The organism is Mycoplasma sp. CSL10137 (assembly GCF_017116845.1).
GTDB lineage: Bacteria > Bacillota_I > Bacilli_A > Mycoplasmatales > Metamycoplasmataceae > Mycoplasmopsis.
In genome coordinates, this window is record NZ_JAFIRE010000002.1 from 46,344 (window position 1) to 66,831 (window position 20,488).

The following is a 20,488-nucleotide window of genomic DNA, read 5'->3' on the forward strand; positions in this document are numbered from 1 at the left end:
TTAATTAAATAAAAAAAAGTATAATTAAAATAATATGAAGAATTTATCGCAATTATTAGATTTTAAGACGACTGAAATGAGAATCGCAGAGTCTGCGCTCAAGAAAATTAATAAACTTGAAAAAATAGTTTCCAAATTTACAGATGAAGAATTAAAGTCAAAAACACAATTTTTTAAAGATTTATTAAAACAAGGTTATACACTTGATGATATTAGAAATGATGTATTTGCTGTAGCGAGAGAAGCGACAAAAAGAGTTTTAGGAAAAAGACCTTATGATGTCCAAATTTTAGGTGGTATTTTACTTGATTTAGGTTCAGTTGCAGAAATGAAAACTGGTGAGGGTAAGACTATTACTTCTATTGCTCCTGTTTATTTAAATGCGCTTTTAGGAAAGGGTGCTATTGTATCAACTGTTAATGAATATTTAACAGAGCGTGACGCAAAAGAAATGGGTGTTGTTTTTGAGTTTTTAGGCTTAACAGTTGGAATTAATAAAGCTCAAATGGATCCATATAATAAACGTAAAGCATATGCTTGTGATATAACTTATTCTGTTCATTCTGAATTAGGATTTGATTACCTTAGAGACAATATGGTTCAAACAATTGGAGAAAAAGTCCAAAGAGGTTTACAGTTTTGTTTAATTGACGAAGTTGATTCAATTTTAATAGATGAAGCTCAAACGCCGTTGATAATTTCTGGTGGAGAAACTGATGAAAAAAGTTACTTTGCTGCCGACCAATTTGTAAGAACTTTAGGTTCTGAGGATTATATTATTGATGAGGAAAGCAAGGCTATTGCTTTAACTCATTCCGGTATTGCGAAAGCGAATAAATTTTACCAAACTGAAAATATTTATAATATCGAGAATTCTGAAGATATACATTTAATTCAAAATGCTTTAAGAGCACATAAAGTTATGAGAATTGATGTTGAGTATATAATAAGAGAAGGTAAAATTGAACTTGTTGACGCATTTACAGGCCGTATTATGGATGGTCGTAGTTATTCTGAAGGTTTACAACAAGCTATACAAGCAAAAGAACAAGTAGAAGTAGAACCAGAAACAAAAACGCAAGCAACTATTACATATCAAAATTTCTTTAGAATGTTTAAAAAACTTTGTGGTATGACCGGTACAGGAAAAACAGAAGAACAAGAATTTATAGATATTTACAATATGAGAGTTAATGTTGTTCCGACAAATAAACCTATTGCTCGTGTTGATGAGCCTGATTCAATATTTGCAAATTATACAGATAAGTGAGAAGCTGTTGTTAATAAAATTAAAGAATTATATGAAAAAGGACAACCCGTTTTGGTTGGTACAGCACAGATTGAAGAATCAGAGTTATTACATAAATTATTATTAGAAAAAGGAATTCCACATACTGTTCTTAATGCTAAACAAAATGCGAGTGAAGCGGATATAATTTCTAAAGCAGGACAAGTTAAATCAGTTACTATAGCGACAAATATGGCTGGAAGAGGAACAGATATAAAACCTTCACAAGAAGCAATCGCATTAGGTGGTTTATATGTTCTAGGTACTGATAAAGCAACTTCAAGAAGAATAGATAACCAACTTAGAGGTCGATCTGGGCGTCAAGGAGACGTTGGAACAAGTAAGTTTTTTGTTTCTTTAGACGATCAATTAATGAAAAGGTTTGCAAGTTATGATTCGCTGATAGAAGCGTATGCTGATTCTCAAGGCAAGGAAATAACTTCGAAAAATTTAAAATTTGCATTTAATCATGCGCAAAAGAAAATCGAAGGATTTAATTATGATTCAAGAAAATCGGTTTTAAATTATGATGATGTTATTCGTCAACAAAGAGATTTAATTTATTCTCAAAGAGATTTAATACTAGTAACTACAAACATTCAAAAAGTTATGAGAGGTATGATAACTTCTTCTGCTAGGTCAATAGTCAAAAATAGAGAATATACACTACATAATCATTCTTATAATTACGCCGCTCTTGTAAATTTCTTAAATGAAAATATAGGTAAATTAGTTGAGTTTAATTTTAATTTAGATGAAATTAGTTCGATTCACGAGACAGATCTTACCAATTATGTGTCAAATATTATTTTAAATGTATTTGAAGAGTGGATAAAAAACGCTTTAGAGTATTCAGATACAGAAACCATTAATTCAGTTGTTAGAGATACTATAATCAGTGTTTTAGATGATAAATGACAAACTCATATTAACAGAATGGACAAATTGAGATCGAATGTTAATTTGGTTCAATATTCACAAAAAAACCCGTATCAAATTTATACTGAAGAAGGAACTAAACTATTTGATGCAATGATTGATGATATTGCTTATGAAGTTATGTTATCTGTTTTTTCAAATAGAATTGGTAGAAAATCTTTATTAACAAAAGAAATAAAAAATGATCCTGTTTTCCAACAAATAGCTCAAAATTTTTCGTTTGATGTCAATAAATCACTAGAAGAACAAGAACAAGATTTAATTAGTTTTTATAGTGCAATTAAAAATAGATTGAATGAAATACAAGAAAACGAAGAAAACACTAACTAAATAAAAAATCAAAGCAACTATTGCTTTGATTTTTTATTACCATCTTTACTGTTAAATGTTTGTATCAATCTTACACATCAATTCGGAAGAGTTTGAGCGTCTTCAGATGGTTCTTTTAATAGTAGAATGCCTACTATGGAAATTAATGAAACAAGTACAATGATAATAAACCCGATTATTGCATAAACTAAAGTGTTATTATAACCTAGTGAATTACCAATTATTGGTATTAAGGATACTATTATTGTAAATACTGTGAATATAATATATCCTAATCCTCAAATTAAAGAGAACATCCAACACATTTTTCTTATATTATTATTTTTATACTCATGAGGTAAATTCAAAATAACACCTTGAATTCCTCATAAAAATAATCCTGATAGAAATCCAAATATATATAAGAAAACATAACCAACAATATTTTCTTTAATTACAGAAGTTTTAAAAATAACCAAAGATAATATATAAAATAAAATTCCTAGTCCTAATAGTAATGCTATATATCATTTTCTTTTTATATTGTATTTAGAATAAGCACCAACAGTTAATGGTCCAATAAAGACTGCTGATAAATATATTATTACTCATATTTTAAGAGTTTTATTAAATTCATTTGATATTCCAGAAATATCTTGAAACATCTTCATTGTAAAAATAACTGGAAAAACTGAAGCACTTAATCATCCTCCAAATAATAAAATTCATGAGTAAGTTTCTTTAGTTTTTAAGTATTTTCATAAAATTCTAAATCCGTTCTGTTCTTTTTTTGCGTATGTAATTTCAGCTTTTGTTGGAACATCAAACTTTAAACCGAATATTATCATAACAATTAATGGTATTAAATTGAGTGAACTTAATATTGTTAATATTAATTGTCAATTTTTAACTATGGTTTTAGAACCTTCGATATTTGTTGTCACAAAGGGCAATATAGCAATTATAGTACCAAGAGGATAAGTTAAAATACCAAAAGAAGAAAGCATAGATTTCTGTTTTTTATTAAAAAAACTTGCAACAACAGGTTGTGTTAAAATTATTGTCATTGTTCCACCTATTGCCATTAAAGTACGCATGATCAAGAATAATGCATAATAGCCGTTAGAGTGAGGTAAATATTGTGCGGGTATCCCGAATAATGTTAGGGAAATAGCTATTATTGTTGTTTTTTTGTGAAATAATTTTACTAACAATAGTGCTACAACTACTGAACCAATACCTCTTCCGAGAGTTATACCTCAATTAGTTGCTTGTGTCATAAAATCAAATGATTTATCTTTGATAATTCTAAAATGAGCTAATATTCCGAAATTATCACCACCTTCTATGTATCCCTGGCCATTTAAGGCTCCTGCAAAACCTCAATTAGTTATAAAAATTAAATATGAGAATATTATAAAAAATCATAAAAATATACCATATCCAACTTTATGTTTTTCGCTATAAAATTTCAAAAAATTAATTGCCTTATCAATCATTATTTTAACCTTCTTTTTAAATCTTAATTTTACTTAATAAATAATACAACAATATTATTAAAATTAATAAAAAAAATGCAAAAAATGCACTTTTTTTATTAAAAAACAATGTTTTTACTTTACTTAGTCTGTTTTAATTGAATTTTGATATCAAAAATTCCTTTTGTTCTCATAAAATATTTTTATAATTTGGATCCTCAGGAGTGTTAATATTAAACAAATTTTCTTTAGTTGCTAAATTAATTTTAGCTTTAAATGATGTTTTTAAAACTATTATGTTTTTATCTTTAAACTCAAGGTTAGTATTTTCAAAATCTATTTTAGAAGCTTTATTTGGTTCTAGATTATTAAATAATTTTTTTATGAAATCTTCTTTTTTTGTTATATCATCTTTAATTTTATTATATTCATTTTTTAATGATTCAAAATCGTTGTATTTTGTTAGTTCATTTTCTTTAACTTCTATTGAGTTTTCATCTTGAAATCCAACATAATTTTTTATAGTTTCAAAATTCATATTTTTAAAACCATCTACTTCTAATGTTACTTGGTCATATAATTTCGCTGGTGATACATTTTTTAAATACAAACTAACAACTAAAAATAGTTTACCTTCAAAATCGTTAGCGTATGAATTAAAATAAACATTATATTTTTTGTCAAAAATATTTATTAATTCACCCCTCGCACCTAATAAATAAAAATCTTTTTCCTCTAATTCGTTACTTGTAGGTATTTTTTTCAAGTTAAAAAGTTGTCTTCAATATTCGTTGTTAGCATCCACATTATTTGTCGTTTTTATAACAGGATTTGAGATATAAGCACTTGCATAACTATTTTTTACTCTTTTGTTATAGCTTCCGAAGTTGAAGCTTTTTAATTGTTCTTTTTCTGAAATTTGATTATTTTTGCTTGCTACTATAGCTCCTGAAATACTTGCGATAGAAATTCCTATTATAAGAGACCCGAAAATTATTTTCATTTTTTTATTCTTCATTATTACCTTCCTCGAATGCTTGATTAATATCCAACACTAGTTCATTTATTCCTGCTTTTGTTTCCGATGAAACTATAAAATATTTATTAAATTTAAATTTATCTCTATTTGTTTTAATGCTTTTTATTAGAGTGTTTTTATCTTTCTGTCTTAACTTATCTGCCTTTGTAAAAACTAAAGTATATTCAAGATTTATTTTATTAAGAAATTCAATAACGTTTTCATCATTTTTCGTAATACTATGTCTTGAATCGATCAAAAGATAAAGTTTTACTAAATTTTCTCTTTTGATCAAAAATTCTTCAATCATTTTCATCATTTGATCTATTTTTTCTTTAGAAAGTTTTGCGTATCCATACCCTGGTAAATCTACAAAAACAGCACCGAATTCATTTTCAAAAAAATTTAGCATTTGGGTTCTGCCAGGTGTTTTTGAAACCCTTGCTAATTTTTTGTTATCAACAATGCTATTAATTAAACTGCTTTTACCAACGTTTGAGCGACCTCAAAACGCAATTTCGTTATTGTTGTGTTTGTATCAATTATCTATTTTGTTTGATGATTTTATAAATCTAAACATCTTTTTCCTTTTCTTTCAATGATTTTATTAATGAAGAAGAGTATTTTTTGTATTTTTCGTCAGGTAGAATAAAAATAGTTTCTAAATTTTTATTTAAAATTTTGTTACCCGCTGCTAAGTCAAATTCATATTCCAAATCTTCAGAATTTCTAATTGACCTTATTAAATATTTTACACTCAATTCTTTTGCTAAATTTGCAATTAATTGATCTTTGCCACTTAAAACTACAACTTTTTCTAAGTTTTTTATTTCTTCTTTTATTATATTTATGTTTTTTATTATATCATTTTTTTCTTTATCCGGGTTTTGGGCCACAACTAAATAAACTTTGTCGAATAATTTCGTTGCTTTTATTAAAATAGATTTATGACCTTTATGAAAAGGATTAAAAGATCCTGCATATATCGCTTTATGACTCATAAATCTTTAATGCATTTTGAGCAATAAGCAATTCTTCATTGGTTCTAATTACAAAAACTTTAATTTCTGACTCACTACTTGAAATTAATTTAAAATCGTCTATTTTAGATTCGTTCAACAAGTCATCTAAAACTATATTTTTAATATTAATTTTGTTTAAAATTAACTTTCTTATAATCGGATTATTTTCTCCTATTCCTGCTGTAAATACTATCGCATCTACTTTGGGCCCTATTTTGTTAATATAATTAACTAAGTAATCTGCAACTTTTTGAGAGTACATTTCAAAGGCGAAAAGTGCATCCGGATTATTATTTTCCATTTCTTTTTGAACATCACGCATATCACTTGAAATTCCGGAAACGCCAAGTACACCACTTTTTTTATTTAAAATTTCTGTTATTTCTGTAATATTTAAACCTGTTTCTTTGATTAAAAATTCATGAATTGACGGATCTATATTTCCTGAACGTGTACCCATCATAATACCCGCCAACGGTGTTAAACCCATAGAAGTGTCAAATGATTTACTTTCTTTTATCGCACATAAACTAGCGCCATTTCCTAAGTGAACATTAACAAAATTTACTTTTTCTTTATCTAATATTTTTTCTAATTTCAAAGTTATAAATTGATGGGAAATTCCATGTGCTCCATATTTTTTTATGTTATATTTTTCTGTTAATTCTTTAGGAATTGCATATGTGTAATTTATTCTATCTATTGTTGTGTGAAACGCAGTATCAAAGTCGGCTGAGAGTTTAGAATTTGGGAATATTTTTTGGAAACCGCGAATTGTTTTTATAGCTGCTGGATTGTGCAAAGGTGCGTATATTGAGACGCTATCAATTATTTTAATTTCCTTTTCTGTTAATTTGGTTGTCGAGTTGAAAAATTTACCGCCTTGAACGACTCTAAAACCTATATATTCAATTTCTTCTTTATTTTTTATCAAGTTCATTTTTTGCATAAGTTGATAAATACCTTCAACTGCATCGTCATGATTTTTTAATTCTAATTCTAATGTTTGTTTTTGTTGTTTGCTTTTTATGGTTACTAAACCATTTTTTAAACCTATTCTTTCAGCTAAACCATTAGCTAATAATTTTAATGAATCTTTTTCAAAGATACTTATTTTTATGGAACTACTTCCAGGATTAACTGCTATTATTTTACTCATTTTTACCTCCTATTTGTAATGCTGTAATGTAAATTGTGTAAATAATATCTTTTTTACTTGCTCCTCTTGATAAGTCGTTTGCTGGTTGGTTTAAACCTAATAATATCGGACCAAATGCATCATAATTAGCGAGATATTGTGCTAATTTATATCCAATATTTGCAGAATTTAGGTCAGGAAAAATAAAAGATGTAAATTCACATTTATTAAAGTTTGTATCTTTTATTTTTCTAGCTCTAATTTTTTTATCAAAAGCAGCATCAAATTGAACTTCTCCGATTATTTTACGCCTTTTAGTGTTTTTTTGTAGTGTATTACTTATATTTCTAATTTCTTGAGTTTGTGTATTTTCCACGCTTCCGTATGTGGAATAACTCAAAAAAGCAACATTACTTTCTACATTCAATTTTTCTAAAAAGTTAATATGGTTTTTACCGATATTGTACAACGTTTTTTCATCTATGTTAATATTAACTGAAGGATCACTAAAAAAAAGAGTGCTATTCTCTTTTACTAAAAACATGATTGATGAAATTCTCTCTACATTATCATCTAACCCAATTACTTTTAGTGCAGCTCTGATAAAATCGGCACTAGTATATGAAAGTCCACCTATGACTCCATTAAAAAAACCTTTTTTAAGCAAAATTAAGCTAGAATATAAATCATCATATTTTTCAAAAGTTGATTCAATGCTCTCAATATTTTCTTTTCCGTTTCTTATTTTTTTATAAAATTCTTTTTTATCATAAAGATCTTTTTCGTAATCTTTTTTTATACTTTCATATTTAAATAATTTTATTTTATGATTATCCTTGAAGATATCAATCACTTCATCTATCAATGGATCATTATCGATCATTAATATTTTTACTTCGTAATTTATTTTATTTATTCTTTTATCTATTTCTTTGTAAAAATTCATTTTTTTCCTTTTTTCTTATATTAATTTTAAATAAATTTTTGAAATAATTAAAAAACAATTTTATTTTCATAAATATGAAAAAAGTAAAGTATTAATATAATAATTAAATATTTTTTATTTATGTATTTAATCTTATTATATAATTTTGGTGTCTAGGAAGTAAAATAAATAACAAACAAAAAACAAAAAATGCATAAAAGCATTAAAAAATACTTAGTTAGTTATAAGGTTCATCAAAATGATTTAATTTATAATAAACAAAGTTCTAATGTACACTTTGTTAATTTTATTTATTATTTTTTGATGATTATTTTACAAATATTCTAGAAATATTTGATAGACAATGAAGAAAGGAATTAATGAAAGCAATTTTCAGAAAACGATTAAATTCTGAGAAAAAACAGAAATTGAACAATAGTGATTCTGGTAAATTAAGAAAAATATTATCCAAAATTTCAGGTGCATTTATGTTGCCTATATCTATTATGTCAATTGCCGGTTTATTTCTTGGAGTTGGGGCCGCAATTAGTGGTCAAGGTGCAGAAGGTTCTGCACTACAAACTTTTGGTAATGCTATAACTGCATTAGGTGATCCAGTTTTTGCGGCATTACCATTGTTATTCGCATCTGCGTTCGTTATAGCTTTTACAGACGAAGCTGGTGTTGGTGTTTTTGCAACAATAATTGGTTATATGGTTTTTATCGCGATTCAACAAGTGTTTATTTCGCCGGTTGAAACAGATGTATTCTTGCAAAACAAAGAAACTAAAGAGTTTATTTTAAACTCTCAAAACGAAAAAATAAAAATCGGAAGAGAACTTATTGGTTATAAAGTTCTATTTACACAGGGTGGACGTAATCCTGAGACATTAAAAAATTTAGTTGGTACAACTTTAGGGTTTAGAGCCTTACAAACATCTGTATTTGGTGGTATTGCAGTTGGTTTAACTGTCCAATATTTATACAACAGATTTCATGTAATTCAACTACCAAAATTCTTATCATTCTTTGGTGGTAAGAGATTTGTGTCAATAATAACAATCCCCGCTTCTTTTGGGTTAGCGTTGTTGTTCTTATTATTTTGACCATGAGTAGGAGTTGGTTTAAACCACTTTGGAAGCGCACTACAAAAAGTTCCATATGGTATTGAGTCATTGATCTTTGGTTATTTCGAAAGATCTTTAATACCATTTGGTTTACATCACGTATTTTATGCGCCGTTATGATATTCTAGTGCTGGAGGAAGTGTTAATGAAGCACTTAATGCATGACAAGATTCTATTAAAGCTAGCGGTGATACACTTAACGCAGGTGCATCACTATCTGCATTAATTAATGAAGTTTCAAGTAATCCGGATAAGTTTAAAGGTGATTCGACGGCTGCTGTTAACTTATTGAAATTTTCATCTAATGTAATTGATTGATCTATTACAAAAGCAAATGGAGAAACAATTAACTTTAGCAAACCATTATTTGAATTTATTGCTAAAGATTTAGGTATAAAAATTGGTAGGTTTGCTGACGGTAAGTTTGCGGTTATGATGTTTGGTTTACCAGCAGCTGCAGTTGCAATGATTTTTGCAGCACCAAAAGAAAATAGAAAAGTAGCAGCGGGTACAGTGTTACCAGCCGCGTTTACTTCATTAGTAACTGGTGTTACAGAACCAATTGAATTTACATTCTTATTCTTATCACCGCTATTATTCTGAGGTTTCCATGCGTTTACAATAGCAACATCATTTATGTTCGCTAATTTATTAGGTGTTCACATACCTATGGTATTTTCAGGTGGAATTTTAGATTTAACATTATATGGTATTATTCCTTTTGCTAAAGGAACTCAATTCTACTATGTAATTGTTTTAGGTTTAGCTTATGCACCAATTTATTTCTTGGTATTCTATTTCTGAATTAAAAAAGCAGATTTAGCAACCCCAGGTCGTGGTGGAAATACTAAATTATTTACAAAAAAAGACTTTTTAAGCAAGAAACAAACTGAATCAAATTCAGAAAATTCTGAATTTAGTAGTATTGATCAACAAGCTTTAGCTTTAGTTCAAGCTTTTGGCGGGTTAGATAATATTAAGGCATTTAATAATTGTGCTTCAAGACTTAGATATGATGTTAAAGACATAAAAAAAGTTAATGCTGATTCTATTAAACAAGCAGGAGCTTTCGGTGTTAAGTTCGAAGGCGAAACACATGTTCAAGCTATTTTAGGGCCTACAGCTGAACAAGTTAATTCAAAGATTAAATCACAAAGAGATTTAATTGCTAAGTGAGAGCAGGCACAAAAAGATAACAATGCAACAATTCAACCGGAAGTTAAATCAGTTGAATCGCCTACAACAACTGAAACTAAAGAAGTTGAAGAAAAGATTGTATCTAATGAACAAATTATTACTAAAAAAAGTGTAAAAATACAAACTGTTGCAAAAGGTGAACTATTACCTTTAGAATCACTTAATGATGGAGTTTTCTCCGAAAAATTAATGGGTGATGGTTTTGTAGTTAGATTTGATGCTAATAAAGTAGGTAATGTTTATTCCCCTGTAAAAGGAAGAATAGTTTCTTTATTCGATTCTAAACATGCCTACGGTATCGAAACAAAAGAAGGTGTTAAAGTTTTAGTGCACATTGGTATTGATACAGTTAAATTAAATGGTGAAGGCTTTAAATCACACGTAAAATTAGGTAAAAAAGTTAATGCTGGAGATAAGTTGGCTACAGTTGATTTATCTTTAGTTAAAGAAAATGGTTACTTATCAGATGTGGTTGTTATTGTTTTACAAGAAGGTTCATTAAATAAATACGAACCTATCGAAGGAAAAACAAGATCATTAACAACGAGTGAAATGGTTGGTTTAATTAAATAAAAATAATAAAAAATAAAAATTCTCGCATCAAGCGAGAATTTTTCATTAAACTAACAATAATCTTATCCTTTTAATATAATAATTAATATTATTATCGCAATACTCAAAAATACAACTGACATAAATAATGGAAAATTATATTTTGCTCTTTGTCACGCAGGTAAAAATAATCCTGTTGATTCGTATTTAATATTTTTATGTTTTGGATTATCTTTTATATATTGTTCTAATTGTTTTTCTTTAAAATTAGTAATTTTTTCCTTTGAATTTTTATGAAAAGATATCATAATTAAAGATAACAAAATGAGAGCTACGATTAAAATTATTTTTGCTCATAAGGGTAAGGATGCTAAACCTCTATTTGAGCCGAAGTTCATTTGGGCTGAATTTAAAATTACGTTAAAACTATTATTTGTGGTCACATTTCCTCTTTCTTTAGAATAATTATAAATAACTATTGCATTTATTTTAAATGAATTTATTAAAATTTTATAATAATAATATATTTTCGAAATGGTATTTATAAAAGTTAAAATGTTCAATTTAAAAAATGATACAATTATTTTATAAATTCAATAAGTTGTGTTAAATTTATTTTAGTCGATACCTAATCATATTATTTCTTAATTGAACCTTTTTAGATTGATATAAGATTAACTATTTACTTTTTATTTTTATGATTCTATTTTTTACGGTTACTTATTTTAATTATGGTTAAGATTAATGTTAAGTTTAAAAATAAAATTTAAGGTAATAAAAATTACATCATAATTAAATTGAATTTTGAAAAAAACGAAATATAACATTTTGAAAGGAGATTAAAATGCTAGGAATGATTATAGGGATCATTTTTTTGGTAGTTATTTTATTATTCTTAATTATTGCTTTAATTTCTTCAATTAAGGTAATACCGCAATCTAAATTTGCTATTGTAGAACGTTTAGGTAAATATAATAAAACTTTAGAAAATGGAATTAATTTTATAATACCTTTTTTAGATAGAGTAGTAGCAAGAGAAAATTATAAAGAAAAAGTTCTTGATTTTCCAGAACAAGATATTATAACTAAAGACAACGCGACAATTAAAGTAGATACCGTAGTTTATCTAAAAATAACAGACCCTAAATTGTTTATTTATGGAGCTGAAAACTCTATGAAAGCTATCGAAAATCTATCTGCTACAACATTAAGAAATTTACTTGGTGAATTAGAATTAGACGAAACCTTAACATCTAGAGATACAATTAATTCAAAATTAACTTTAATTTTAGATGAAGCTTCAGATTCTTGAGGAATAAAAGTTCATCGAGTTGAAATTAAAAATATAATACCTCCAAGAGACATTCAAAACGCGATGGAAAAACAAATGCGTGCAGAAAGAGAAAAAAGAGCAAATATTTTAGAAGCAGAAGGTTCAAAAGCTTCTTCTATTTTAATTGCTGAAGGTCAAAAAGAAGCTAAAATATTACAAGCCGAGGCGGATAAACAAGCTCAAATATTAAAGGCGGAAGCTAAAAAAGAAAGTGAAATACTAGAAGCGGAAGGTAAAAGAAAAGCAATTAATATAATCAACGAAGCTAATCTTAATAATGAAATTTTAACATTAAAAGCAATTGAACAACTAAAAGAAATAGCAAATGGTAAGGCTACAAAAATATTCTTGCCGTCTAATTTATCATCTATTGCTGGAACTATGTCGTTAGCATCCGAATTATTTACTAAAGAAAAAACTGAGAAAAAATAAAGTTTATTAATATTAAATAAAAATAAAAACGATAACCTAATATCAAGATATATCGTTTTTATTTTTTAAATTAATTTGCATAAATATGAAATTTTTTTATATTATATATCAAGTTTAAATACAATTTTTAATTGTAATTTAATATTTTTATTATCTAGAATATAATAAAAGTAGATATATATGTATAGTTTTAATATACGGAGGTAAAAATGTACAAATATAAAGCAAAATTAGTTTCAAGTGGTGAAGTTGTAGCAAAAGCAAATACACTTGAAGAATTAGAAGGTTTAATCAAAGGATTTCGAAGAGGTCAAAAACATGGTATGCACACACAAGGTAATGAAAAAATAGAGGTAATCCATGTTGAAAGAGATCACTTAAAAGGTGAAAACTACTCTAAGGAACATTTAATTAAAATAGTTTAGTTTTTATAATTATTTAAAAAAGCAACAAAATATTTTAAATGTTGCTTTTTATTTTCCTAAAAGTAGCGGTATTCCGAAAATTATAAAAGATATAGACACGTTTACAATTATTATTCAAAATAGTGAAAAATTTTTCTTTGCAAGCCAATATGAATATAAAATACCGACTGTTATAAAAATTTTTAATAAGGCATTTTTATAACCCACAAATAAATTATCATTACTTAATATTGCATATTTATCTATACTTTTATTAAATATAATTTCAGGAGCGTATATTCCTATAAATAGTTGTATTGCTAAACTAATAATTATTCCTGAAACGATAGGTTTCATAATTGTCATTAAATTTTGAATAAATGTACTACTTCTAAATCTATTTATATATTTCATTGCTAGTAACATCATTAGAATAGCAGGTATACAAAATATAAGATATGTTAAAAATATCGCTAAATAACCTCACCATTCACCGTTTGCGATTAAATAACCTGTAAAAAAAGCAAATTTTGTTGAAACAACCCCGGGGGTAGTGTTTGAGACAGTAAAAACTTTATTTATTGTATCAGAATCTATTTGTGAACCAAAAGTTGAACTCATTAAGTTTCACATTCAACTAAAAACAGGCATAAATACTTGACCACCACCAAAAACAATTAGTGATACTAAAATGAGTAATGGTATTGAAACTAGAAGTGCTATCATTATTTACCACCTTTATTTTTATAATATTTAAATATAAAATACATTAACGAAACACTTATTATTGCGACAAAAGGAATGTTATATGGAGATGGAACGAATAAACAGTATCCTGCTGTGAATAAAATAACTGGTATTCATATATATATTGGTAAGGATTGTTTCGATTGTTTTATGTATCTTTGAGCAAATCTCAATAAAAAAGCAATTATTGAAATTAAAACACCAACAGAAATTATTTTTATATAGTCTGATGGTATGAATTTAAATAATAATAAAAATCCGAAAGCCATCAATACATGTGGTAGTATGGCAATTAGAGTTATTAGTGAACCTCAAATTTTACCTAGACGCTTCACTGAAATGTAAGATATAGTTTCTATTACGGAAGCACCAGGTATCATATTGGTTACAATTACAATGTCATCGAACTCAGCTTTTGTTAATCAACTTTTTTTATCAACAACTTCTTTTTTTATTATCGGAAGTAAAGCGTTTCCGCCCCCGAAACCAACAAAAGTTACTTTAATTATTAAAATAAAAACAGATCAAAATCTTTTTAAAAAACTTTCTTTATTTTTCATTATTAACCTCGATAAATTATTATAATATTTTCTTTTGTATTTCAAAAAATATATTATAATATTTTTACATATAGCAAATATGGCGATCGTGGTGAAGCGGCTAACACAGCGGGTTGTGGTCCCGTCATTCGCGGGTTCGAATCCCGTCGATCGCCCCAATAATGCTATATTTTTTATTTCTTTTTTAAATGGCTATTTTTTTCTCAAAAACAAGAAAAATACTATAATATTACCATAAAGTAATATATAATAGGGAGATACATATGAACTTCAAAAAAATAAAGAAAGTGTTTTTTTTAAATATAGGATTGGTGCTTCCGATTGCATCTTTATCATGCTCAAATCAATCTATAAAAAACGAAGATCAAGAACCGAAAAATTTTAATGATTCTAAAAAACATGATGATGTTATTAAGGTTTCGAAACTTTTAAATATTGATTTAAATTCTGAAGAAAACCAATTAGATTGGGTTGAATTCAAAGAACAATACTCAAAAATTCAATTTGATGAAAGTAAATCATCTGAATTTTTATCTAAAAACTGAATTACATTTCTGGCTAATTTAAATCAGTTTTATTCTAGACCATACCCTGATAATTCTGAAAATAAAGGTTGATATTTATTTCCTAACACTAATGCAGGAAAACATAGTCAGTTATATATTCATGTTATAGGTGTAGACCCAAAAGAAACACTTTTACAATCTCATAAACACATTAGTCTTCCGGATTTTGATACAAAATTAAATTCAAAGCTTACACAATTTTCTAAAGAATCTATGTTTGATTCAAATGAACGAGATAGTCAAGCTATTTTTCTAACAAAAAGAAGAACAGTTATTAAAATATCTAAGTCAAAAGGAAAAATAAAAGTATTTTATCCGAGTTATACTTTTTTAGCTAAAGATATTAATTCTAACTTTGTTAGATCAATTTCTATAAGTAATGAATATATTAATTTCTTGTTTAACGGAAATATTAATTCTAGAACTCAAAGTGATTTTGATAAATTTGAAAACATGACATTTGAAATTGGCGTTCCGTATAAATCATTTTTAATTTTAAAATAAGATAGTTTTTGAAAAACTGTCTTTTTTGTATTTAAAATAAATTTTATTTTTTTAATAAAAATGTTAAAATATAAAAAGATTATATTTATATTGAAATAATTTAATCGAATATTAAAAAAATAACGGTGAATTCACTTGGGTGTGCCTAAATAATTAGAGGTGCTAGGTGTTCGAAATCGTTACGATAAAAAACAAACTAAAAGGAAATTTAAAATGACAGAAAACAAAAAAGTTGAAAACAACACAAAAGAAACAAAAGAAACAAAAGAAACAAAATTACCAATCGTTTCAAGAACAAAATTATTAGAAGCAGGTGCATACTTTGGGCACAAAACATATGCTTGAAACCCAAAAATGAAAGAATTTCTTGTTCCTAATAGAAAAAATAGAGGTGCTCACATAATTGATATTTTTAAAACACAAAAATATTTAGAATTTGCTTATTCTTTAGTAAGTTCGTTAGCTGCTAAAAATGCTCAATTTATTTTTGTTGGTACAAAAAAACAAGCTAAAGATGCTATTAAAGCTGCAGCTGAAAGAACTAACTCATTATATGTAACAGAAAGATGATTAGGTGGAACTCTTACAAATAACGAAACAATTATGAAACGTGTACAAAAAATGGAGGAATTAGAAGCTAAAGCAGCTGATAATTTTAAAGGTTACACAAAGAAAGAAGCGTTAAACTTCACAAAAGAACTTGAAAAATTACACAAAAACTTAAATGGAATTCGTTCAATGAAACGTTTACCAAATGTTATGATTGTTGCAGATCCTATTCAAGACGAAATTGCTGTTAAAGAAGCAAAAAGAAAAGGATTAAAAGTTATCTCACTTCTTGATTCTAACGCTAATCCAGATTTAGTTGACTTCGGAATTCCTGCAAATGATGATTCAGCAAAATCAATAACACTTATAATTACAGTATTAGCCGATGCTATTGCTAAAGTGAAAGGCGGACAACAATTATTTGCGTACCAAGACGATGAAAAAGTTGTTTTACCTGAATTTCAACCAAAAAATACTTCAAACAATGAAGTAAAAGAATCTAAAAAACAAGAAGAAAATAATTAATTAAAGGGGTCATTATATGTCAGTAAACAAAATGGAATTAATCAAAGAATTAAGAGCTAGAACAAATTCTCCTTTTGGAGATGTTAAGAAAGCTTTAGAAGCTACAAACTATGATATTGAAGCTGCTATCGATTGATTAAAAGAAAACGGAATCGTTAAAGCTGCTAAAAAAGCTGGTAGAGTTGCTGCTGAAGGAGCTGTTACAGTTGCTGGTAACGAAAAAAGAGCTATATTAGTTGAAGTAAACTCTGAGACAGATTTTGTTGCTCAAAACGAAAAATTCTTAAGTTTATTAAACAAGGTTGCTGCAGCTTTATATGAAGCTAAAGCCACAACACTTGAAGAATCTTTAACTGTTACATTAGATAATGAATTAACAGTTGAACAAGAATTATTAAACGCAACAGCGGTTATTGGTGAAAAAATTTCATTACGTAGAGTTTTAGCAGTTGAAGCTAAAGAAGATGAAGTTTTAGGTATTTATGTTCATGCAAATAGTCAAATTGCTTCAGTTACAGTTTTAAAAGGTAAAAATTCTGAAGTAGCTAGAAATATATCAATGCATGTATCTGCATTAAACCCTGAATTTGATAAAGTAGAAAGTATTCCTCAAGAACGTTTAGAATCAGTTAAGGCAGGATTTACAAAACCAACAGGATTTGAAAGTAAACCAGAAAAAATTCAAGAAAAAATTGTTGAAGGTTGATTGGATAAACAACTTTCAGAATTTGTTTTAGAAAAACAACCTTATGTTATTGACGATTCATTAACAGTTGAAAAATATTTAAAAACAACTGATTCTAAATTGGTTAAAACCTATAGATTTGAAGTTGGTGAAGGTATTGAAAAAGTACAATCAGACTTTGCTTCTGAAGTTGCAAGCATGGTTAAATAATAAAAAAAGTAAAGTTTGTTCTTTACTTTTTTTATTAAACTGACATTTTGTTAATTATAGATATTATTAATTTCTCATAAGAATCTATAACATTTTCAATATCTTCTAAGTTATTTTTTATTAAAACTCTACTTTCTTTAGCGTCAGCAATTTCAAATGACATAGATATTCCGTAACCTGGATAATTAATTGTTGTGTCTAATCATTTTAATTCTTTTATGTTTTTAATCATATCTGTAAGTATTTTTAAAGAGTTTTGGAGCCCAATTTTAGATTGATTAATTATTTCGTTTAATTTTTCAATCCTATCTTTTTGTTCGGTTATAACTATTTCATTTTGCTTTATTTTTTGATTTAATTCTTCTATTTCTCTTTTTAAATTTTTCAACTCTTCTTTTTTAGAATTTAATTCTTCACTAATTTTTCTTTTTTGTTCTTCTAAATTTTGTATATTTAGATTATTTCTTAAATTATCTTCTGTTAATTGTTTTATTATATTCTCTTTACTTTCTAAATCGGAATTATAATTCTTAATTAAAATTTTATATCTTTCAATTTCTTTATCTTTTTGAGCAATAATTTCTACTAATTCATCATATTTTTTATTTTTTTCTTGTAATTCTAATTCTTTTTCGTTAATTAATTTCAATAAATTATTTATATCTTCTTTTGATTTTTCTAACTCTAATTTTAATTTATTATTCTCATTAATTACTAATGACAATTCATTATTTAAATTATTATTATCATCTATTAAAGAAACAATTTTTTCTTGTTTTTCTTGATTATTTTTAGTTAAATTTTTGATTTTAATATTTAATTCATTAATATTAGAGTTCAATTGTGCTATTTTTTCTTGTTTATTATTATTTTCTTCTTTTGTTTGCTCTAGTTCTAAATTCATTTCTTGAATTCTTTGGTTTAAAGAGTTAATTTCATTATTATTATCACTAATTATGTTTTTAAGATTTAATATTTCGCTTTTATTGTTTGCTATTTTTATATTAAAATCTTCTATTTTTATTTCTTTTGATTTAATAATTTCATTTTTAGAATTTAATTCACTATTTAAATTATTTATTACTCTTTTTTGATCTTTAAGTTTATTTTCAGTATTCTGACTTGACTTTTTTAATTCTTCAATTAATTTATTATATTCGTGATTTTGATTTTCAATTATTAAAATTTGATCATTTAATTTCTTTATTATTTTACTTTTATCTTTGCTGTCGGACGATAATAGTTTTATTGTTTCTAGAATTCTATTATATAAAACTATATTTTCTTTGTGTGCGTTCATTAGTAAGTTTGTATTTAATTCTAATTTACTTATTTTATTAGAAATTGTCTTTATAAATTTAATATTTTTATTAATCTCTAAAACAAGTTGTTCTATTTTATGTTCAATATTATTTATATTTTTATTTATTTTATTAATTTCCAATAAATTCTCTTCGTTTTGACTTTTTAAAAGTTTATTATTTTCTGCGAGAATAATGTTTTTGTTATTTCTATTCAAAATAATTTCTTTTGCATTTCTAGAAATAATTAACTCATTTTCTTCTATTTTAGAATTTAATAATTTTGCTTTATTTTTCTTTTCAATTAATTCTAAATTTAAATCAATAATTTGATTTTCTAAAACAGTATTATTATTTATTATTTCGTTTACATTATCTTTTGCTAAATTATAGTTTTTATCAATTGTGCTTGTGATATCTAAAATAATTTGAATTACATCAATTAAGTTATTAACTATTTCATTATTTATAAAGATATATTTTTCTAAATTATTTTTATCTTTTCTATTATAAAAATCATTGGTAATTCTCTTTTTATCTTTGATTTTTTTAAGATTTTCTTGATATGTATGGATATTTGCTTCATTTACTATCTTTGGAATTACATATTCAAACAAATTAAGTTTAAGTTCTAAATTTTGATTAAAAATTTTTATTGATGTATCGTTATATATATTCAGAATTGCTAGGTCGATTTCATTCATGTTTTTTATCTTTATTTTGATAGTATTAATTTCTTTTTCTAAACTAGAATAAAAACGTTTTATCATTTCTGTTTCTTGATTTAAAATGTTTATTAAAGATTCATTTGCTTTTGTTTTATCTTCGATTAAATATTTCTTATGACGTAAAATATCTAAATTTATATTATGTATTTTTTTATCTAACTCAAACTTGGACTCAATAGTATTTTTGAGAATAAACGAGTTGTAGTAATAATCATCTATATGCAATTTATAGTTATTTATTTCATTGTCAAAATAGTTATTTTCTATTTTATCTAAAAAAGAATTATTAAGTTCTTGGATTTGTCTATAAGTTTCTATGTATAGTTCTTTATTTGTAATTTCTATATCATTTAATTGGTTTATACTATGCATTAAGTCTAAATTAAAAATTTTGAGTAGTCCTTTTAATTCTTGATTAACTTCGTTAATTATGTTTTTATTTTCAATTTCATTTATATCTATGTAATTTATACTTATTTTATAAATATCATTGTTTAAATAAATTTTATTTTTTATTAGATTTTCTATATTTTTAAATGAATTTAATAATTTATTATTACTCAATTCTACTTTTAAAGTATTTTTTATTTTTTGGTTATTTTCTATCTCTTTTTCTTTGTTTTTCTTTAATTCTTCGTAGTTTATATTGTTCTCATTTTTTAGTGACTCAATTTTTAAATTTATCTTTTTAAAATCTATTGTTTTGTTTTCTAATTTTTTTATTTCAATATTGAATTTATCTTTTTGCAGCGTTGTTTTAAAGTCGCTATTCGAATTAAATTTTATTTGTTTCTTATTAGTTCAACTAATAGGTATTGTTGCTGTTATTAAACTTCCAACTACAATGCTACTTAAAATTAAATATTTATGTTTTTTCTTCATTTTCCTCCTAAATAATAATTTATTTTTTTGAAAAAATGAACAAAAAAAGTAAAAACAGTATTGATGTTT

Annotated in this window: 17 protein-coding genes and 1 tRNA gene; 8 read left to right on the forward strand and 10 right to left on the reverse strand. The window is 25.7% G+C overall.

Going from position 1 to position 20,488, the window contains the following annotated elements:
* Nucleotides 1-34: 34 nt before the first annotated feature.
* A complete protein-coding gene (gene secA, locus JXZ92_RS01455; RefSeq protein ID WP_205852017.1) occupies nucleotides 35-2,557 on the forward strand; it encodes a preprotein translocase subunit SecA in 2,523 nt (840 codons plus the stop codon).
* Between the two features lie 17 nt (nucleotides 2,558-2,574).
* Here secA and JXZ92_RS03710 read toward each other — a convergent pair whose 3' ends face one another.
* The 6 genes from JXZ92_RS03710 to JXZ92_RS01485 form a co-directional block, all read right to left on the reverse strand.
* Nucleotides 2,575-4,035, reverse strand: coding sequence for a hexose phosphate transporter (locus JXZ92_RS03710; protein ID WP_205852018.1), 1,461 nt, complete (start codon nucleotides 4,033-4,035; stop codon nucleotides 2,575-2,577).
* Between the two features lie 133 nt (nucleotides 4,036-4,168).
* On the reverse strand, nucleotides 4,169-5,032 hold the full coding sequence (locus JXZ92_RS01465) for an MAG1430 family protein (RefSeq protein ID WP_205852019.1): 864 nt from the start codon (nucleotides 5,030-5,032) through the stop codon (nucleotides 4,169-4,171).
* Nucleotides 5,022-5,612, reverse strand: coding sequence for a ribosome biogenesis GTP-binding protein YihA/YsxC (yihA, locus tag JXZ92_RS01470; protein ID WP_205852020.1), 591 nt, complete (start codon nucleotides 5,610-5,612; stop codon nucleotides 5,022-5,024). The genes JXZ92_RS01465 and yihA overlap by 11 nt, the downstream gene beginning before the upstream one ends.
* Complete coding sequence (coaD, locus tag JXZ92_RS01475) at nucleotides 5,605-6,033, reverse strand: pantetheine-phosphate adenylyltransferase (RefSeq protein WP_205852021.1); 429 nt, start codon at nucleotides 6,031-6,033, stop codon at nucleotides 5,605-5,607. Before coaD ends, yihA begins: the two co-directional genes overlap by 8 nt.
* On the reverse strand, nucleotides 6,023-7,213 hold the full coding sequence (locus tag JXZ92_RS01480; protein WP_205852022.1) for an acetate/propionate family kinase: 1,191 nt from the start codon (nucleotides 7,211-7,213) through the stop codon (nucleotides 6,023-6,025). Before JXZ92_RS01480 ends, coaD begins: the two co-directional genes overlap by 11 nt.
* Complete coding sequence (locus JXZ92_RS01485) at nucleotides 7,206-8,138, reverse strand: phosphate acyltransferase (RefSeq protein ID WP_205852023.1); 933 nt, start codon at nucleotides 8,136-8,138, stop codon at nucleotides 7,206-7,208. Before JXZ92_RS01485 ends, JXZ92_RS01480 begins: the two co-directional genes overlap by 8 nt.
* Nucleotides 8,139-8,497: 359 nt before the next feature.
* On the opposite strand from JXZ92_RS01485, the gene JXZ92_RS04155 reads away from it, so the two are divergent.
* On the forward strand, nucleotides 8,498-11,014 hold the full coding sequence (locus tag JXZ92_RS04155) for a PTS transporter subunit IIABC (protein WP_205852024.1): 2,517 nt from the start codon (nucleotides 8,498-8,500) through the stop codon (nucleotides 11,012-11,014).
* Between the two features lie 62 nt (nucleotides 11,015-11,076).
* Here JXZ92_RS04155 and JXZ92_RS01495 read toward each other — a convergent pair whose 3' ends face one another.
* Nucleotides 11,077-11,436, reverse strand: a complete 360-nt coding sequence (locus JXZ92_RS01495; RefSeq protein WP_205852025.1) for a hypothetical protein — start codon at nucleotides 11,434-11,436, stop codon at nucleotides 11,077-11,079.
* A gap of 401 nt (nucleotides 11,437-11,837) precedes the next feature.
* Here JXZ92_RS01495 and JXZ92_RS01500 point away from each other — a divergent pair, with 401 nt between their 5' ends.
* Nucleotides 11,838-12,758, forward strand: coding sequence for an SPFH domain-containing protein (locus tag JXZ92_RS01500; RefSeq protein WP_241006921.1), 921 nt, complete (start codon nucleotides 11,838-11,840; stop codon nucleotides 12,756-12,758).
* A 209-nt stretch (nucleotides 12,759-12,967) separates the two neighbouring features.
* The gene (locus JXZ92_RS01505) at nucleotides 12,968-13,183 is read left to right on the forward strand and encodes an MAG6790 family protein (protein ID WP_205852026.1); all 216 of its coding nucleotides are present in this window, start codon (nucleotides 12,968-12,970) and stop codon (nucleotides 13,181-13,183) included.
* A gap of 48 nt (nucleotides 13,184-13,231) precedes the next feature.
* Here the strand turns inward: JXZ92_RS01505 and JXZ92_RS03735 are convergent, their stop codons facing one another.
* Together JXZ92_RS03735 and JXZ92_RS01515 are read right to left on the reverse strand one after the other, a co-directional pair.
* Nucleotides 13,232-13,888, reverse strand: a complete 657-nt coding sequence (locus JXZ92_RS03735) for a chromate transporter (protein ID WP_308699354.1) — start codon at nucleotides 13,886-13,888, stop codon at nucleotides 13,232-13,234.
* Complete coding sequence (locus JXZ92_RS01515) at nucleotides 13,888-14,469, reverse strand: chromate transporter (protein WP_205852027.1); 582 nt, start codon at nucleotides 14,467-14,469, stop codon at nucleotides 13,888-13,890. The genes JXZ92_RS03735 and JXZ92_RS01515 overlap by 1 nt, the downstream gene beginning before the upstream one ends.
* 82 nt (nucleotides 14,470-14,551) lie before the next feature.
* Between JXZ92_RS01515 and JXZ92_RS01520 the strand changes: the two genes are divergently transcribed.
* The 4 genes from JXZ92_RS01520 (at nucleotide 14,552) to tsf (ending at nucleotide 17,508) form a co-directional block, all read left to right on the forward strand.
* A tRNA-His gene (locus JXZ92_RS01520) sits at nucleotides 14,552-14,627 on the forward strand.
* Nucleotides 14,628-14,732: 105 nt separating this feature from the next.
* Nucleotides 14,733-15,539, forward strand: coding sequence for a hypothetical protein (locus tag JXZ92_RS01525; RefSeq protein ID WP_205852028.1), 807 nt, complete (start codon nucleotides 14,733-14,735; stop codon nucleotides 15,537-15,539).
* 213 nt (nucleotides 15,540-15,752) lie between these two features.
* A complete protein-coding gene (gene rpsB / locus JXZ92_RS01530; protein WP_205852029.1) occupies nucleotides 15,753-16,613 on the forward strand; it encodes a 30S ribosomal protein S2 in 861 nt (286 codons plus the stop codon).
* 16 nt (nucleotides 16,614-16,629) lie between these two features.
* A complete protein-coding gene (gene tsf / locus JXZ92_RS01535; RefSeq protein WP_205852030.1) occupies nucleotides 16,630-17,508 on the forward strand; it encodes a translation elongation factor Ts in 879 nt (292 codons plus the stop codon).
* Nucleotides 17,509-17,542: 34 nt separating this feature from the next.
* On the opposite strand, the gene JXZ92_RS01540 is transcribed toward tsf, so the two are convergent.
* Nucleotides 17,543-20,419: a hypothetical protein gene (locus tag JXZ92_RS01540; RefSeq protein WP_205852031.1), complete on the reverse strand. Its 2,877-nt coding sequence runs from the start codon at nucleotides 20,417-20,419 to the stop codon at nucleotides 17,543-17,545.
* Nucleotides 20,420-20,488 lie beyond the last annotated feature (69 nt).